This is a genomic window from Oceanihabitans sediminis, from assembly GCF_003337215.1.
Lineage (GTDB): Bacteria > Bacteroidota > Bacteroidia > Flavobacteriales > Flavobacteriaceae > Oceanihabitans > Oceanihabitans sediminis.
Map to the genome: position 1 here is coordinate 143675 of NZ_QPIG01000004.1, position 16761 is coordinate 160435.

A 16761-nucleotide genomic window follows, 5' to 3' on the forward strand; every position below is an offset into this window, starting at 1 on the left:
TTAGCCAATTATTTTCCAATGAAACATCTTATACTAGTACCTACGTTTATATTTACACTTATTTGCTTCAATAATACATTTGCTAATACGAATGCAGATTTAAATTCAAAGAATAAAGCTACCACCTTGTGCCCAGCACCTGTGATTACTTCATTTTCTCCTGCTGAAGGGCCAGTAAACACATTAGTAACCATAACTGGAAGCAACTTTAATACTGCTAATACACTACAGTTTAATGGTGTAAATGCAAATTTTACAATTATTAACGACACAGAAATAGCAGCTTATATTCCTAACGGACTTAACACAGATGCTACCATTTCTATTGAAAGTACAGGAGGTTGCACAGGTACATCTGCTACAGATTTCACTTTACTTTCTACAGAATGTGCTACAGCAGATATTTATATTTCAGAAGTCTATGATGCCTATAGTGGAAGTTATGCAGTTATAGAGCTTTATAACCCAACTAATTCTCCTGTTGTATTAGATACAGAATATACTATTGATCGTTATGGAGACATTGGCGACCCTACACCAAGTCACGTATATGATATTCAAGGAACAATACCTCCATTAGACACCTTTATTGTTATATTAGGAAGTGGGACTGATTGCCCCGCACTAACTCCAGATTTCAATGTTGCCACAGGGATTAATGACAACGATGAATTAAGATTATTAAAAAACGGAACACTTATAGATATTGTGCATTCTCCTAACGAAAGAGGGTATTCCATAATTAGAAATCCAAACGCAACAATACCACAAACAACATTTAATGCTAGTGATTGGTCTATAAGTTCTAATGAAGATTGTAGTGATTTAGACTCACACACAGCAGATCCAATACCTGATAACACCCCTACAATTACACACCCTACATCACAAACAATTTGTGAAAATGCATCGGCTAGTTTTTCAGCTTCCGAAAGTTCTGGCACCTTTTCCTATCAATGGAAATATCTTGATGCATCAGGAAACTGGGTAAATATTACCAATAACACAAATTATTCCGGAGCACAAACTAGCACACTTACAGTAACTAATGCTCCAGCTAATTTTAATGGTAATCAGTACTACTGTGAAATTACTTCGCCTTCTTGTACCTTAGTTTCAGACGCTGCGCAACTAACTGTTACCCCAACTCCTCCTGTAGATACAATTCCTAATCAAACAGTTTGTACCAACTATACCTTACCAAACTTAACAAGTGGAAATTATTATACAGCTACAAATGCTGGTGGCACTCCCTTATTCGCTGGAGAGAATATAACTACTAGCCAAACCATATATATCTATAACGAAGTAGGAACAGCTCCAGACACCTGCTCAAATGAAAGCAGCTTTACAGTTACAGTAAATACAACGCCACCTGTTGACACATTAGGAAATCAATCGGTTTGTACTAGCTACACTTTAGTACCTTTAACAAATGGTAATTATTTCACTGCAACTAACGGAGGTGGAACCCCTCTATTTCCTGGAGATGTAATAAATACAACACAAACCATTTATATTTACAACGAAGCAGGAACGGCTCCGAATACTTGTTCTAACGAAAGTAACTTTACCATAACGGTAGGTGGAAACCCTCCTGTAGACACACTGCCAAATCAAACGGTTTGTACCAGTTATACCTTACCAACTCTAACTAACGGAAATTATTATACAGCTACTAATGCTGGAGGAATGCCCTTATTCGCAGGAGAGACTATAACTACTAGCCAAACTATATACATCTATAATGAAGTAGGTACAGCTCCAGACACCTGCTCAAATGAAAGCAGCTTTACAGTTACAGTAAATTCAACGCCACCTGTTGACACATTAGGAAATCAAACAGTGTGTACTAGCTACACTTTAGAACCTTTAACAAATGGTAATTATTTCACTGCCACCAACGGAGGTGGAACCCCGCTATTTGCTGGAGATTTAGTAAATACAACACAAACCATTTATATCTACAACGAAACAGGAACTGCCCCGAATACTTGTTCTAACGAAAGCAACTTTACCGTTACTGTAGATGGAAATCCGCCTGTAGACACACTGCCAAGTCAAACGACTTGTACCAGCTTTACATTACCAAATTTAACAAATGGAAATTACTATACGGCAACTAATGCTGGAGGAACACCCTTATTCGCTGGAGAGACTATAACTACAAACCAAACCATATACATCTATAACGAAGTAGGTACAGCTCCTAATAACTGTTCTAATGAAACTAGTTTCGATATTACTATATTACCTGCTACAGATTTCAGCCTAGACAATTCAAATATTACAATCGTAGACAACACGCTTACGGTTCATATGGCAGATACCTCTATAAACTATACTTATTTTATAGATAACGGTGTAGCACAAAGCAACCCTGTTTTCAATAATATTTCTATTGGTAATCATATGTTATTTGTTCAAGACGAAAATGCTTGTGTTATCAAATCCATTCCTTTTACTATAGAAGGTGTAGAAGGAATTCATATTCCATTATTCTTCACGCCAAATGGAGATACCATTAATGATGTTTGGCAGATAACCGACTCACAAAACAGCATTAAAGAAATTCTAATTTTTGACAGATACGGAAAACTGCTAAAACAAGTTTCGCCAAGTTTAAAATTTTGGGACGGCACCTATAGAGGACATCTAATGGAATCTAATGATTATTGGTACTTAATTACCTTACATTCTGGAAAAAAATATAAAGGTCATTTTAGCCTAAAACGATAAAAACCTATTCAAATATAATTTTTAATAGGGAGTTTCTGTTTAATATAAACAGATACTCCCCATTGGATTCATTATTTTCAAATAGGAAAAATATCTGTTAGATATTCAGTAAATTAGCAAAACAAAATACTTCTATCTAAGCCGGAGATAAAAAAGCATGAAATTCAAAATACATTCCGAATTCAAACCTACAGGGGATCAGCCAACAGCTATAAATAAGCTGGTTTCTGGTATAGACTCTGGGGATAAATACCAAACATTACTTGGGGTAACAGGTTCTGGAAAAACCTTTACAGTTGCAAATGTCATTGAAGAAGTGCAACGTCCAACCTTAGTCCTTGCACATAATAAAACATTAGCAGCACAATTATACAGTGAGTTTAAACAGTTTTTCCCTGAAAACGCTGTGGAGTATTTTGTTTCTTACTATGATTATTACCAACCGGAAGCATATATACCAACTTCGGGAGTATATATTGAAAAAGATTTATCTATTAATGAGGAAATAGAAAAAATGCGACTTAGCACTACTTCTTCCCTACTTTCTGGAAGAAGAGATGTCGTAGTTATTGCTTCGGTTTCTTGCTTATATGGTATTGGTAATCCGGTAGAATTTCAAAAAAACGTTATCACACTTAAGCGCGATCAAGTTATTTCACGAACAAAATTACTGCATCAATTAGTACAGAGTTTATATTCTCGTACGGAAGCAGATTTCAATCATGGTAATTTCAGAATAAAAGGAGATACGGTTGATATTTTCCCTAGCTATGCAGATGATGCTTTTAGAATACACTTTTTTGGCGATGAAATTGAAGATATAGAATCTTTTGATATTCAAACCAATCAAGTGATTGAAAAATATGACATTCTTACTATTTATCCAGCAAACATGTTTGTAACATCTCCAGATGTTTTACAAGGTGCTATTAAAAATATTCAGGACGATTTAGTAAAACAATATGATTATTTTAAAGAAATAGGAAAACATCTAGAAGCGAAACGCTTGAAAGAAAGAACAGAATTTGACTTAGAAATGATTCGTGAATTAGGTTATTGCTCTGGTATTGAAAACTACTCTAGGTATTTAGATGGAAGACAGCCAGGGACAAGGCCTTTCTGCCTGCTAGATTATTTTCCTGAGGATTTTTTAATGGTAGTAGATGAAAGTCACGTAACCATCTCTCAAGTACATGCTATGTATGGTGGTGACAGAAGCAGAAAAGAAAACTTAGTAGAATACGGTTTTAGACTTCCTGCTGCTATGGACAATAGACCATTAAAGTTTGAAGAATTTGAAGCACTACAAAACCAAGTAATATATGTAAGTGCCACTCCAGCCGATTATGAATTAGAAAAATCAGATGGGGTTTATGTAGAACAAGTTATTCGACCTACAGGTTTATTAGATCCAGTGATTGAAGTTAGACCTAGTTTAAACCAAATTGATGATTTAATTGAAGAAATTCAACTCCGTGTAGAAAAAGACGAAAGAACTTTAGTTACTACACTTACCAAACGTATGGCCGAAGAGCTAACTAAATATTTAAGCCGAATTCAAATTCGCGTGCGTTATATTCACAGTGATGTAGATACTTTAGAGCGTGTAGAAATCATGCAAGATTTACGAAAAGGGCTTTTTGATGTATTAGTTGGGGTGAATTTACTTCGTGAGGGACTAGACTTACCTGAAGTATCTCTAGTTGCTATTTTAGATGCCGATAAAGAAGGTTTTTTACGTTCTGCAAGGTCTTTAACTCAAACAGTAGGAAGAGCTGCTAGAAACCTCAACGGTAAAGCAATCATGTATGCAGATAAAATAACCAAAAGCATGCAAAAAACTATAGATGAAACAGAATACCGTCGTGAAAAACAAATTGCTTATAACACCAAAAATAATATCACACCTACGGCACTAAACAAAAGCCTAGATAATGTGTTATCAAAGAATTCAGTAAGTACCTATAGTTATGAATTGGAAGCGGCAAAAGCTGCAGAGCCTGAAAGTGAATATTTATCGAAAGGAGAATTAGAAAAGAAAATTCGAGAAAAACGCAAGGTAATGGAGCAAGCTGCAAAAGCACTAGACTTTATTGTAGCAGCAAAACTACGCGATGAAATCAAAGCGTATCAAGAAAAATTAGAAGCACTAAAAGTCTAATTGTATTGTACTTTAAAAACATCAATCAATACTTCTGCAGGAACTATTTTATCTGGAAAACCTTCCATTAAAAACAAAACCTTAGAAATAGACTCTTGAGATAACCCGGTTTTAATTCCGAAATTATAAAGCTTAGCAAGCTCTTCGCTAGTAATTTCACCATCTTGACTCATTAACAAAACCAACCTGTGAAATTGAACAATTCGCTCGCTATGCGATTGCAAATGCGTATAACTAACTGGATGCTGAATGAGATAATCAAAATCTTCTCGTGAAATTTTTAATTGCTGTGCAACTTCAAACAAAAAATGATATTCCATATTCTTCATATCATTATCACCTTTGGCAATGGCAATCATTTCAGATAGGAGGCATAATTTTTCGAAACGGTTTATCATGAGGAAAAAGGATTAATTAAACTTAGTAAAGTTAGAAAAAAGGACACATCTATAATCATTGATAAATTGTATCTTGTCGAAAATTTAAGGTTATTTCATAGTTTTTATATTAATTTTATAGTTTTACACCAAAAAAAACGAACACAAACAACTAAAAATCAAGTATTTAAAAACCGCATTTTTTTTTACAAGAAAAATAAATACTCCATATATTACAGTTTAAAACTGCATTAAAAATGACAAACAACGATATTTTCAAAAAACTTAGAGTAGCTCACAAACTTAGAGACGAGGACATTATTAAAATTTTAGCTTTAGTAGATTTTAGGATTGGAAAAAGCGAATTAAATGCTTTTTTCAGAAAAGAAGATCACCCAAAATACATGGAATGCGGCGATCAGATTTTAAGAAACTTTTTAAACGGTTTAGTAATTCACCTTCGTGGTCCTATGCCTAAAAAAGGAGAGAAAAAGTCAAGTACTCCAGAAAAGAAATAATGATTATCCTTTATAAGGGAAACAAAAAAAGAGCAACTATAAAGTTGCTCTTTTTTATGAAACCAAAATTGGTTTTATATATCTAAAGTTAAGTATATTAAGATAATACTTGTTGTACTTTATCTGCTGCTTCTTGGAATTCTGTAGCACTCATTACATCTAATCCAGAATTATCAATTAATTCTTTAGCAATGTCTGCATTTGTTCCTTGTAAACGTACAATGATTGGTACATTAATAGTTCCCATGTTTTTGTAAGCATCAATTACCCCTTGAGCAACTCTGTCACAACGTACAATTCCACCAAAGATATTAATTAAAATAGCTTTTACATTAGGATCTTTTAAGATAATATGGAATGCCGCTTCAACACGTGCAGCATCTGCAGTACCACCAACATCTAAGAAGTTAGCTGGCTCTCCACCTGCTTGTTTAATTAAATCCATTGTTGCCATTGCAAGTCCAGCACCGTTAACCATACATCCAACGTTTCCGTCAAGATCTACATAGTTAAGTCCTAACTCTCCAGCTTCCACTTCAATTGGGTTTTCTTCACGTAAATCACGTAAAGCAGCTAAATCTTTATGTCTGAATAATGCGTTATCATCTAAAGATACTTTAGCATCTACAGCCATTATTTTAGAATCACTAGTTTTTAAAACTGGGTTGATTTCAAATAATGAAGAATCAGACTCTACATATGCTGTATATAAAGCAGAAACGAATTTTGTCATTTCTTTAAAAGCTACACCAGATAAACCTAAGTTAAAGGCAATTCGTCTAGCTTGAAAAGGCATTAATCCTACTGCTGGATCTACTTCTTCATGAAAAATTAAATGCGGAGTTTCCTCTGCTACAGTTTCGATATCCATTCCACCTTCTGTAGAATACATAATCATATTTTTACCTGTTCCTCTGTTTAAAAGTACAGACATATAGTATTCTTCTGGTTCAGAATCTCCAGGGTAATACACATCTTCAGCAACTAATACTTGATGTACACGTTTACCTTCAGCAGAAGTTTGCGGTGTTACCAAATCCATTCCAATGATTTGTCCTGCAATTTCTTGAACTTGCTCTAAGTTTTTAGCAAGTTTTACTCCTCCACCTTTTCCGCGTCCACCAGCATGCACCTGTGCTTTAATTACGTGCCAACCTGTTCCAGTTTCTTCCGTTAATTTTTTTGCTGCAGTAACTGCTTCTTCAGCTGTTTGAGCTACAATTCCTCTTTGAATGCGTACTCCAAAACTGCTTAATAGTTCTTTTCCTTGATATTCGTGTAAATTCATCTGTTTAAAACATAAAATTTTAGCTCTTCTTCGCTTTAAGCTCCAAAGAATTTATAATGGTACAAAAGTAAGCAACCTATTGGTTTTAAGCAATAATTTTTAAGATGTTTCTTGGAACTTTTAAATATGCTTAATTTTTAATAATTTTTTTGCTAATACTGCCGGCTTTTGTCTGTAGTCTAATAAAGTACATTCCGGTTGGTAAAGGACTAATATTTAAAGAAGTGATATTTCCTTTTTCATGAAGTAGTTGTCTTCCGTTTATATCGGAAACACTTATAGACTCTATAACCACAGGAGTTGAAGTATGAATACTGAAAGTATCTATTACTGGGTTCGGAAAAATATTAAAGGCTTTTTCTTCAGCTATAATACTATCTGTTCTTAATAAATTAGTTAGCAAACTTTCGGAAACTGTTGTAGTTTCATTCATACTTAATAGCGGCACAGAAATATTTACAACCGATTTACGGAATACTAAATTGCCATTATTATTATCGTAATAATTATTTGTTGTTTGGGTAGCTGTGCCGACATTCCCGAAAGGAAAAATATTTAATTGCAATGCCTGCACTGTATTTAATCGAGTAACCATTCCTGAGTATGCTCCAGCGCCTATATCGTTCATATTTAAAGTGCCATAGGCGTCTACACTACTTATAATAACTCCTGTAAAAGTTCCAGAGGCGCTAGGACTCGTAAAGGTTCCTGCTACAGGATCGGAGTTAGTATACCCATAACTTAAAGGAAAAGCTCCTATAACGGCATTATCTGTAACGTAGTTTAACTCTAAATCTGCAGAACTTGCTCCGGTTAACGACAAAACTCCTAAAGCTTCTTTCATATAAATTTTGCTTGTAGTAGAAGTGGTATGCACCGTATTTGTATAAACTAAAGTAGTTCCCGGGTAATTGGTGGTTTCAGTAGCAGAAGGCGAAGCATAAGTATCGGTAGTAGCTGTCGATGAGCTAAGATTAGTAAAATTCCATATGGCATTTACTCCACTAGGATTATCATCTACAATAACAGCAGGGTTTATAGCCGCGTAAGTGGACATATTTACGCTATTAAAGGTGGAAATGCTTTGTGCGAAACTTAAACTAGAAGCCAAACAGATTAAATAAAGTAGTTTTATTTTCATGAGATAAAATATTAATTAATAGTTCTTTAAATTAATTAAAGGAAGCTTCTAAAAGAAAAAAAATCTATATAAAACCTCTATAACCGATTAATTACCAATTATGAAAATATATTCATAATAAAAATTTTCTTCACCTTATTCTTTTATATAGAGAATGCAAAAAACAACCTGTTAACCAAAAGCTATATTTAGCTCAAAATCAATAATTTAAAAATATTATTTCGTATATTTATAATTACCTAGGATAATTACTAATTAAAATAAAATTTTACACCGCTCCATTTGTGCTATTAATTAAAATCTATCTTTTGTGGGAAATGCATTATTAATTTAAACTTTAGATTTATGAAAAAAGTCATTACATTAGGAGTACTAGTTTTCTTTTTAGTTTCCTGCAACAATACAGAACAAAAAACACAGCGCTATACACAAAGCTCACCAGAAATTGAAATAGTAAAAGCTGCTATTAACAATTATGATTACCAACAATGGGATAGCTTAACAATGAAATACGCAGATACAGCTAAGGTGTTTTATAATACTAGAGATATGTTTTTTACTGCGAAAAGCCTACCTATTTACCATAAGATTAATGATTCTAGCTTTTTAACCCGTGCTTTTGAAGATGACAGAAGAGAGTACGAAATGATTACAGATGATAATGGAAGAAACTGGGTGAATTTTTGGGGGATTTGGGAAGGAAATCTATTAGTAAACAATAAAAAAATTGAAATACCCGTACATATCACCTATCAGTTTGTTGAAGATAAAATAGTCTTGGAATATGGTTACTGGGATACAGGTGAATTAGTTTTAGAGCTTCAGCAAATTGAAGCACAAAAAAAAGCTAAAGACTCTTTGTAGTATATAATTAGTCTTTAGCTTTTTTATCTAAAAGGAATAAAACTAGTTTTTTATTCCACTTTGATTAGGCAATGGATTTGTTCCATATTTGTCAAACAGATATACTAAAGCAGTCATCGTTGCTGCTCCTAACTCTAATTCTCTTTTGTTAACCGCATCAAAAGTATCGCTTGCTGCATGGTGGTGATCAAAATAACGTTGCGAATCTGGACGTAAACCACATAGTACATTATTATCTGTTTTTAATGGACTAATATCTGCTCCGCTACCTCCTTTTTCGAAATAGTGAATTAGATACGGCTTAAACAAAGGCTTCCAACTTAATACCTGTTCAAAATCTGCATCACTACAGTCAAAACTAAATCCTCTAGGAGTAAAACCTCCTGCATCACTTTCTAAAGCAAATACGTGATTTTCACCTTTTTGTTTTGCCACTTCAGCATATTTTCTTCCGCCACGTAAACCGTTTTCTTCGTTCATAAATAAAACCACACGAATGCTTCGCTTTGGCTTAATTCCTGATTCTTTTAAGAGTCTTAATACATCCATAGACTGAACTACTCCTGCTCCATCATCATGAGCTCCGTCTCCTAAATCCCAAGAATCTAAATGTCCGCCAACTACAAAATACTCATTAGGAAACTCACTTCCTGTAATTTCACCAATAACATTATGAGATAATACATCATCGTATTGCGTGCAGCTTTGTTTAAAGTAAAACTCTAAATCCTTATCTAACTTTAAAGAAGCGCTTAATAGCTCCGCATGATTGGTACTAATCGCTGCAGACGGAATTCTTTTTTCAACTGGCAAGTTTCCATAAGTCATACTCCCTGTATGTGGAAGATCGTCTAAACGTAAACTCATGGAACGAACAATGACTCCTACCGCTCCGTACTTTGCTGCTTCAACAGCACCACTATAACGCTGGTTAACACAACCGCCGTAAGAACTAAAAGTGCTAATTAACTCCGGTTGCATAGGCCTGTTATAAAATACTATTTTACCTTTTATTTGCGCTTCGCCAAGTTTTTCTAAGTCCTCGAAGGTATGTACCTCAACTACTTTTGCTTTTAACCCTAAAGGGTTGGTTGCTACAGATCCTCCAAGAGCACAAATATTTACATTCGTGGTTTGCTTTTTAGAGGATTCGATATAAGCGTATTCTTTAGCACCACGAACCCATTTAGGAACCATCACTTCTTGCAGCCAAACTTTGTCTAAACCAAGTTTTTCTAATTCTTCTTTTCCCCATTGAACTGCTCGCTCTGCCTGTAAAGACCCCGATAAACGACCACCTATTTGATTGGATAAATAATCTAACCACGCATAACTTTTTCCGTTAGTTAATGATTGTGTATAAATGGTTCTTAGGACTTCTTCGTCTGATTGCGCATAAGTATTAAAGGACAGTAAAAAAATAAGTAGGTAAAGTATTCGATTCATAATTTTTGTTTTTTTTCGAAGTGGATTTTATTAGAAAATAGAAAGTGTTAATTAAAAGATTTGCTTTTTTCTTCGGCTGACTGCGCTTCAACTTGTAACTGCTCTAACACTTTGCTTAAAGCAACTAAAGAATCGCTTTCAATAATTTTAGTGTTTATAACAAGCTCCTCTTCTTTTGTTCTTAGAATATAATCGCCTGCAAATTTCTTAAATTGAATGACTTCAGACAGAGTGATTTGTTTTTTTAAAAAAGGGCGACTTAAGCCTATAACACCATCTTTAATAGTTAAATATTGGTATTTACGTTCGTAAAAATAGGTCCCTAAATATACTACAGTTAATAGCGCAAAACCATAGTCTATCCAAGTAACTCGTTCTTTAGAAAGCAATAAGAATAAGCTATAAACTAACCATATAAGGCCAAAAATCAAACCGACTCTCAAGCGTTTTTTAGTATATTTTATTTTCATATAGAATAGTATAATCTATTTTAATTCAGATAATCTTTCGGGACTTGAAATGAATTGTCATGTCCGAATTATTCTTTATTGTTTGTCTCTATTTTTGAAAACTCGTCAAAGGTGCTCTTAAGATTGTTTATTATTTTTTCAAGCTCTGAAGTTTTACCTTTTAATTTAAGTTCAAAATTATCTACTCTTACTTCTGAAGCATCTCTTTCTTCTTCATTTACATAAATAAAGGACAAGGATATGTTTTGATCTAAATCATTGCCTTGAAACATCTTTCTCACTTTATTCCAATCATAATGTATTAACTCCTCTAAATTATTGGATTTAATTTCAAATTCTGTTACAGCTTTTTCAGTTATAACACGCTTTTTCTCTTGCGCAAATGTTGCGAATGTTAGAAAAGAAAAAAAAACTAACAGTAGGTTTTTAATTTTCATAGTTATTCTTTTTTTAGCTGTTCTTTATACATTTCAATATTTTCTTTGAGCGAATCATCTAATTCTGGCTCCTTAATGTCTGTATATTCTTTTAAAGTGTCATACATAATTTTAGCAACAATATATCTTGCTGTCGGCTTATCATCTGCAGGAATATTAAACCATGGTGCATGTGCTTTAGAAGTTCTATTTAAAGCATCTTCATAACATTCTTGGTAAGCATTCCATAGTTTACGCTCTTCTAAATCTCCTGGTGAGAATTTCCAATTTTTAGATTTTTTATCTAATCGGCGCAGTAACCTGTTACGTTGTTCCTCTTTAGACAGGTTTAGAAAGAACTTAAAAATAATGGTTCCGTTATCGGCAATATGTTTTTCGAAATTATTAATCTGCTCAAAACGCTTATCCCAAAAATCGGCATTTACATCTTCCACGGAGTTTACTGTTGGTAGATTTTCGCCTAAAACATAAGTAGGACGAACTCTTGTTACTAGTACATTTTCATAGTGGGTTCTATTAAACACCCCAAACTTTCCTCGAGCTGGTAGTGCAATATAATGCCTCCATATAAAATCATGTTTTAACTCAAGTGCTGTTGGTACTTTAAAACTATGCACCACTACTCCCCTTGCGTTGAAATTTTTAAACACTTCACGAATTAAGCTATCCTTCCCTGCTGTATCCATTCCTTGTAAACATACCAAAACAGCATATTTACCATGAGCATACATGGTATCTTGTATTTTACTAAGCTTTTTTCTTACTTTTTTTAATTCCTTTTTTATTTCATCTTCATCTGCTTCTAAATCAATAGCTGTTGCTAGTTTAGAAATATCTATTTCTGACTCAATTTTAAAATCTTGAATTTTTACTTTTTTCAATTTTAAAGGCTTTTAATGTTATCTCTTAAAGATATTAATATTTTCTGTTAAACTAAAAAAGACACTATATTTTTAGTGTCTTTTTTGAATTTCATTTTGTTTATAACTCGATTTTAAACAAGTAGCAATTATTTACTTGCAAACATTTTTACATCTTTCTCGCTAACTTCTTTTTCTCCAAGAATAATTAATCGTTCCACCACATTTCGTAACTCACGAATATTTCCTGTCCAATCATATTCTTGCAACAACTTCACTGCTTTTGAAGAAAAATTCTTTTGTACAGTACCTTGTTCTGTTGCAATCTTCTTAGCGAAATATTCAATTAATAAAGGAATGTCTTCTCTCCTGTCATTTAAAGAAGGCACTTTGATTAAAATTACTGCTAGCCTATGATATAAATCTTCTCGGAAGTTTCCTTCTTCTATTTCTTTTTTAAGGTTTTTATTGGTTGCGGCAACAACTCTAACATCTACCTTAATATCTTTATCACTACCTACACGCTGAATTCTGCTTTCTTGCAAAGCACGAAGTACTTTCGCTTGTGCTGAAAGACTCATATCTCCTATTTCATCAAGAAAAATGGTTCCTCCGCTAGCTGCTTCAAACTTTCCTGCTCGATCCTTATTGGCACTTGTAAAAGCTCCTTTTACATGACCAAACAATTCACTTTCTATCAATTCGCTAGGAATTGCCGCACAGTTCACCTCAATCATTGGTCCCTTGGAACGCTCACTCTTTTGGTGTAACCAATGCGCTACAAGTTCTTTCCCTGTTCCGTTAGGACCTGTAATAAGTACACGAGCATCGGTATGCGCTACTTTTTCTATAATATCTTTTATTTGAGAAATAGCTTCGCTTTCACCAATCATTTCGTAGTTTTTACTGACTTTCTTTTTCAGCATTTTATTTTCAACTACTAATTCTTTTCGGTCTAAAGCGATACGAACAGTGTTTAATAATCTGTTTAAATCTGGCGGTTTTGAAATATAATCGAAAGCACCAAGACGCATTGTATTTACTGCGGTATCTAAATCTCCGTGACCAGAAATCATTACCATTGGAATTTCTGGCTTAATCTTTTTAACAGCTTCTAGTACCTCAACACCATCCATTTTTGGCATTTTAATATCGCAAAGCACAAGATCATAGTCATCTTTTTTTATTTTTTCGATTCCTATTAAACCGTCTTCAGCTTCTTCTACTTGATAGGTATCGTTTTCTTCTGAAAGAATCTTAACTAATACCCTTCTAATTGCAGCTTCATCTTCTATTATTAATATTTTCGGCATAATTTATTTCTTGTTTTCTATAATATGAATGTCTCTTTGTGGGAAAGGGATACTAATATTGTTTTCTCTAAATAATTTATCAATTTCAAAGCGAACATCACTTTGCACAAATCGAGCATTAAAACTATCGTTAAGTGTAAAAACAACTACAAAATCTAAAGAACTAGCTCCAAAGTTTGTAAAAAGCACTTTTGGCGCAGGATCTTCTAAAATTAATTCGTGTCCTTCTGCTACTTGTAAAAGTAATCTTTCAACTAGTTTTATATCACTTCCGTAAGCTACTCCAACGGCTACACTTTCTCTTGTTGTTGTCCCGTTTTGCGTCCAATTATATAAACTGTTTGTTAAATATAAATGATTCGGAATGATTAACACTTTATTATCTTTTGTTGTTGCTCGTGTTGTTCGTAATTTAATTTCTTCTACACGACCAACTTTTCCGTCTAATTCAATAATATCACCTACATGCACAGTTTGATCTGTTAGAATAAAGATTCCGGAGATGATATCTTGAAACAAGGTTTGAAGTGCCAAACCAACACCTATTAATAAGGCTGCAGATGCGGCGAAAATCGGATTTAAATTTACCCCTACAGCATTAAGTGTAAGAATAACAATTAGCACATAACTAAACCACTTGACATAAGAAAAAACAGCTTTAAATTTTAATCTATCATCATAAGGTAGTTTTCTAGTAATTATTTTTCTAAGCATCTTTAAGACTAAAGATGTAAGGATTAAAACAACAATTAATATTATAATGTCTGCAACACTAATCTCAATGTTTTCTGTAATCTTAAAGGACTTATTTATTAGGTTTAAAATTTCTTCCATTAGTATTTAATCCATTTTAATAATTCTTTATAGCTAGGTTTTTTACCATACATTAAAATACCTACTCTATATATTTTTGCTGCAAACCAAACGGTAAACATAAAGGTTCCCACTAATAGCAAAAAGGACACCGCTTGCTGCCAAATAGGAACTCCAAAAGGAATTCGCATAAGCATAACTACCGGAGAAGTAAAAGGTATAAACGAAAATATGGTAGAAACGGTTCCGTGCGGATCTTCAATTACAGTAAACACCCCGATATAAACTGCCAATACTAATGGCATAATGATAGGGAACATAAATTGCTGTGTATCGGTTTCATTATCTACTGCCGCTCCTATTGCCGCATAAAGAGAACTATATAATAAATAGCCTCCTATAAAAAACAGAATGAAGGCAATGATTAAGTTTCCGATAGGAAGATTATAAAAAGCATGCATTGCATTTTGTACTTCTGCTGCTACTTCTGGATTTGCCATAGACTGCTCCATCATTTGCTGCTGTGGCGTTTGCTGCATTAAATCTACACCAAATACTATAGAAATCACTGTCATTAAAACCCCACCAATAAGCAACCAAATAACAAATTGAGTTAATCCTGCTAAAGAAGTTCCTATGATTTTACCTAGCATTAACTGTATTGGTTTTACAGAAGATATAATCACCTCAATAATCCTACTGGTCTTTTCTTCAATAATACTACGCATGATCATATTACCATAAATGATAATAAACATGAATAATAAATACCCTGCAGCTAGACCAAATCCTAATTTAAAATAACTGTCAATCTTGGAAGTTTTTTCTCCTATAAAACTCTCTTGAGAAATATTAATTCTAATTTTTGAAGCATTAAGCTTTTCTATATCTATTCCTTGTTCTTCTAATTTTACATCACGTAATTTAGCTTGTAGCTTACTTTCTAAACCTGTTAAAATAGATAAGGAAGGACTTTCCTTTGAATAGAATTTTATATGTTTTGTTAACTCACTGATGCTATCGTACTTTGGAATATAAAGCAGCCCATAAGTACCAGCGCTTTCTACAACTTCTTTTGCATCATCTAAAGAGATGTTTTCAAGAATATCATATTTGGTATATTCTTTATCCTGAAACACATCAAACACCAATCCGGATTCATCTAATATAGATAGGGTTCTTGTTTTGTTATTGTTTAATTGAGAAAGGTATGCTACAACAGCTATAAGCGCTATCATTATGATAGGACTTAAAATAGTCATTATAATAAACGACTTGTTTTTAACTTTTGTTAAATACTCTCGTTTTATAATAAGTGGTAAATGATTCATAAATTAATTATTCTTAACTGCTTGTATAAAAATATCGTTTGCACTAGGAATAAGCTCTACAAAATGCGAAACTTCTCCTTGTGTGGTTAAATAGCTTAATAAATTGTTTGGCGAATCCTTTTCTGAAAGTTTAATATTTAACTTTAAATCATCATTTAAAGATTTAAAGTCGGTAAGAGAAGCATGAAACTTTTGAGAAATAGTTTCGGCAAGCTTTATTTTATCGGCAGTTTTTATACCTACTTCAAAAGTGTTGGTTTTATATTGACGTTTTATATCGGTAAGCCTCCCATCTAATATTTTATTAGACTTGTGAATTAATGCTATATGATCACATAATTCTTCTACAGATTCCATTCTGTGCGTTGAAAATATTACAGTTGCTCCATTTTCTTTTAATCGTAATATTTCGTCTTTAATTAAATTTGCATTTATAGGGTCGAAACCTGAAAAAGGCTCATCAAAAATCAACAGTTTAGGCTCGTGTAAAACAGTAACCACAAACTGAATTTTCTGCGCCATTCCTTTAGAAAGCTCTTGAATTTTCTTATTCCACCAATCTCCTATCTCCAGACGCTCAAACCAATATTCTAATCTTTTTTTAGCTTCTGCTTTACTCAGCCCTTTTAGTTGTGCTAAGTATAAAGCTTGCTCACCAACCTTCATCGATTTATACAACCCGCGTTCTTCTGGCAAATATCCAATATATTGCACATGATGTGGTTGTAATGGTTCTCCATCTAAAATAACATGCCCCGTATCTGGCATGGTAATTTGGTTAATTACACGTATAAGAGTTGTTTTTCCTGCTCCGTTTGGTCCTAGTAAACCAAAGATACTTCCTTTAGGAACAGAAATAGAAACGTTATTTAACGCTGTAAAATCTCCGAATTTTTTTGAAATCGAGTGCGCCTCTAGGAGGTTATTCATAGCTTGAATTTATTGTTTTGCTTTTTTACTGAACGCTGATTGTTGCAATAACAAACAGCTTGTGTAAATATAG

The 16761-nt window shown here is 33.4% G+C and carries 15 protein-coding genes; 4 read left to right on the forward strand and 11 right to left on the reverse strand.

What is annotated here, in order from left to right; genetic code table 11:
* Nucleotides 1–18 precede the first annotated feature (18 nt).
* Both DU428_RS10850 and uvrB read left to right on the forward strand, forming a co-directional pair.
* Nucleotides 19–2739 (forward strand): T9SS type B sorting domain-containing protein, encoded by a 2721-nt coding sequence (locus DU428_RS10850; protein WP_113966349.1) that lies wholly within the window; start codon nt 19–21, stop codon nt 2737–2739.
* 157 nt (nt 2740–2896) lie between these two features.
* Nucleotides 2897–4900, forward strand: coding sequence for an excinuclease ABC subunit UvrB (uvrB, locus tag DU428_RS10855; RefSeq protein WP_113966350.1), 2004 nt, complete (start codon nt 2897–2899; stop codon nt 4898–4900).
* Here the strand turns inward: uvrB and DU428_RS10860 are convergent.
* Complete coding sequence (locus DU428_RS10860; protein ID WP_072350720.1) at nt 4897–5298, reverse strand: hypothetical protein; 402 nt, start codon at nt 5296–5298, stop codon at nt 4897–4899. The genes uvrB and DU428_RS10860 overlap by 4 nt on opposite strands.
* 236 nt (nt 5299–5534) lie before the next feature.
* Here DU428_RS10860 and DU428_RS10865 point away from each other — a divergent pair, with 236 nt between their 5' ends.
* Complete coding sequence (locus DU428_RS10865) at nt 5535–5795, forward strand: DUF1456 family protein (RefSeq protein ID WP_072350719.1); 261 nt, start codon at nt 5535–5537, stop codon at nt 5793–5795.
* Between the two features lie 97 nt (nt 5796–5892).
* On the opposite strand, the gene sucC is transcribed toward DU428_RS10865, so the two are convergent.
* Nucleotides 5893–7083 carry an ADP-forming succinate--CoA ligase subunit beta gene (gene sucC, locus DU428_RS10870; RefSeq protein ID WP_072350718.1) on the reverse strand — a complete coding sequence of 397 codons (1191 nt, stop codon included), beginning with the start codon at nt 7081–7083 and terminating at the stop codon, nt 5893–5895.
* Between the two features lie 130 nt (nt 7084–7213).
* The gene (locus DU428_RS10875) at nt 7214–8224 is read right to left on the reverse strand and encodes a T9SS type A sorting domain-containing protein (RefSeq protein ID WP_113966351.1); all 1011 of its coding nucleotides are present in this window, start codon (nt 8222–8224) and stop codon (nt 7214–7216) included.
* Nucleotides 8225–8569: 345 nt separating this feature from the next.
* Here DU428_RS10875 and DU428_RS10880 point away from each other — a divergent pair, with 345 nt between their 5' ends.
* Nucleotides 8570–9088 carry a hypothetical protein gene (locus tag DU428_RS10880; RefSeq protein ID WP_072350716.1) on the forward strand — a complete coding sequence of 173 codons (519 nt, stop codon included), beginning with the start codon at nt 8570–8572 and terminating at the stop codon, nt 9086–9088.
* A 42-nt stretch (nt 9089–9130) separates the two neighbouring features.
* Here the strand turns inward: DU428_RS10880 and DU428_RS10885 are convergent, their stop codons facing one another.
* The 8 genes from DU428_RS10885 to DU428_RS10920 all read right to left on the reverse strand — a co-directional run bounded on the left by DU428_RS10885 (nt 9131) and on the right by DU428_RS10920 (nt 16688).
* A complete protein-coding gene (locus DU428_RS10885) occupies nt 9131–10534 on the reverse strand; it encodes a M20/M25/M40 family metallo-hydrolase (protein ID WP_072350715.1) in 1404 nt (467 codons plus the stop codon).
* Nucleotides 10535–10581: 47 nt separating this feature from the next.
* On the reverse strand, nt 10582–11004 hold the full coding sequence (locus tag DU428_RS10890) for a hypothetical protein (protein WP_113966352.1): 423 nt from the start codon (nt 11002–11004) through the stop codon (nt 10582–10584).
* 68 nt (nt 11005–11072) lie between these two features.
* Nucleotides 11073–11441 carry a hypothetical protein gene (locus DU428_RS10895; RefSeq protein ID WP_072350713.1) on the reverse strand — a complete coding sequence of 123 codons (369 nt, stop codon included), beginning with the start codon at nt 11439–11441 and terminating at the stop codon, nt 11073–11075.
* Between the two features lie 2 nt (nt 11442–11443).
* Nucleotides 11444–12280 carry a PPK2 family polyphosphate kinase gene (locus DU428_RS10900; RefSeq protein WP_394340978.1) on the reverse strand — a complete coding sequence of 279 codons (837 nt, stop codon included), beginning with the start codon at nt 12278–12280 and terminating at the stop codon, nt 11444–11446.
* 170 nt (nt 12281–12450) lie between these two features.
* Nucleotides 12451–13614, reverse strand: coding sequence for a sigma-54-dependent transcriptional regulator (locus DU428_RS10905; RefSeq protein WP_072350711.1), 1164 nt, complete (start codon nt 13612–13614; stop codon nt 12451–12453).
* 3 nt (nt 13615–13617) lie between these two features.
* Nucleotides 13618–14448: a mechanosensitive ion channel family protein gene (locus DU428_RS10910; RefSeq protein WP_072350710.1), complete on the reverse strand. Its 831-nt coding sequence runs from the start codon at nt 14446–14448 to the stop codon at nt 13618–13620.
* Entirely contained in the window at nt 14448–15758 is a 1311-nt protein-coding gene (locus tag DU428_RS10915) for an ABC transporter permease (protein ID WP_072350709.1), read from the reverse strand. Before DU428_RS10915 ends, DU428_RS10910 begins: the two co-directional genes overlap by 1 nt.
* A gap of 3 nt (nt 15759–15761) precedes the next feature.
* Nucleotides 15762–16688 (reverse strand): ABC transporter ATP-binding protein, encoded by a 927-nt coding sequence (locus DU428_RS10920; RefSeq protein WP_072350708.1) that lies wholly within the window; start codon nt 16686–16688, stop codon nt 15762–15764.
* Nucleotides 16689–16761: the final 73 nt, after the last annotated feature.

What these genes read in the sequence shown, in the direction of transcription:
- DU428_RS10850 (WP_113966349.1), top strand. Translation starts at nt 19, where the DNA reads ATGAAACATCTTATACTAGTACCTACGTTTATATTTACACTTATTTGC.
- uvrB (WP_113966350.1), top strand. Translation starts at nt 2,897, where the DNA reads ATGAAATTCAAAATACATTCCGAATTCAAACCTACAGGGGATCAGCCA.
- DU428_RS10860 (WP_072350720.1), bottom strand. Translation starts at nt 5,298, where the DNA reads ATGATAAACCGTTTCGAAAAATTATGCCTCCTATCTGAAATGATTGCC.
- DU428_RS10865 (WP_072350719.1), top strand. Translation starts at nt 5,535, where the DNA reads ATGACAAACAACGATATTTTCAAAAAACTTAGAGTAGCTCACAAACTT.
- sucC (WP_072350718.1), bottom strand. Translation starts at nt 7,083, where the DNA reads ATGAATTTACACGAATATCAAGGAAAAGAACTATTAAGCAGTTTTGGA.
- DU428_RS10875 (WP_113966351.1), bottom strand. Translation starts at nt 8,224, where the DNA reads ATGAAAATAAAACTACTTTATTTAATCTGTTTGGCTTCTAGTTTAAGT.
- DU428_RS10880 (WP_072350716.1), top strand. Translation starts at nt 8,570, where the DNA reads ATGAAAAAAGTCATTACATTAGGAGTACTAGTTTTCTTTTTAGTTTCC.
- DU428_RS10885 (WP_072350715.1), bottom strand. Translation starts at nt 10,534, where the DNA reads ATGAATCGAATACTTTACCTACTTATTTTTTTACTGTCCTTTAATACT.
- DU428_RS10890 (WP_113966352.1), bottom strand. Translation starts at nt 11,004, where the DNA reads ATGAAAATAAAATATACTAAAAAACGCTTGAGAGTCGGTTTGATTTTT.
- DU428_RS10895 (WP_072350713.1), bottom strand. Translation starts at nt 11,441, where the DNA reads ATGAAAATTAAAAACCTACTGTTAGTTTTTTTTTCTTTTCTAACATTC.
- DU428_RS10905 (WP_072350711.1), bottom strand. Translation starts at nt 13,614, where the DNA reads ATGCCGAAAATATTAATAATAGAAGATGAAGCTGCAATTAGAAGGGTA.
- DU428_RS10910 (WP_072350710.1), bottom strand. Translation starts at nt 14,448, where the DNA reads ATGGAAGAAATTTTAAACCTAATAAATAAGTCCTTTAAGATTACAGAA.
- DU428_RS10915 (WP_072350709.1), bottom strand. Translation starts at nt 15,758, where the DNA reads ATGAATCATTTACCACTTATTATAAAACGAGAGTATTTAACAAAAGTT.
- DU428_RS10920 (WP_072350708.1), bottom strand. Translation starts at nt 16,688, where the DNA reads ATGAATAACCTCCTAGAGGCGCACTCGATTTCAAAAAAATTCGGAGAT.